Source organism: Gilliamella sp. Pas-s95, assembly GCF_009795795.1.
In the GTDB taxonomy this organism is placed as follows: Bacteria; Pseudomonadota; Gammaproteobacteria; order Enterobacterales; family Orbaceae; genus Gilliamella; species Gilliamella bombicola.
Window position 1 is genome coordinate 1 of record NZ_WTFC01000106.1, and the last position, 328, is coordinate 328.

At 39.9% G+C, this 328-nt stretch carries 1 protein-coding gene; it reads right to left on the reverse strand.

The window, feature by feature from the left end; genetic code table 11:
* A partial coding sequence (locus GQ598_RS11395; RefSeq protein WP_160404146.1) for a helix-turn-helix domain-containing protein occupies window positions 1-302 on the reverse strand: 302 nt, incomplete at its 3' end.
* Between the last annotated feature and the right edge of the window lie 26 nt (window positions 303-328).

A 328-nucleotide genomic window follows, 5' to 3' on the forward strand; every position in this document is an offset into this window, starting at 1 on the left:
TTCTTTAAACGTGCGGCAATCTGCTCTGGGCTGTAATAATGCATGAGGTATTTTTCAACTTGACGCCATACCGAAGACTCTATTGGCCTACCATTACCGCTGTTTTTTCGCCTTTTACGAGATAGCGTTACCGCTTCATGTGCTTGATAGGCTTGATTAGGTTTTGAATTTCTTTTTATCTCACGACTTATTGTCGAAGGATGTCTATTGAGTAGCTGGGCTATCTCTTTTTTATTCTTTCCAGCTTGTAATAATACGAAAATCTGGTATCTTTCCTTCCTAGAAAGGTGATTATAATGCATAGCAATCTCCAAACTGTGGTGGTGCG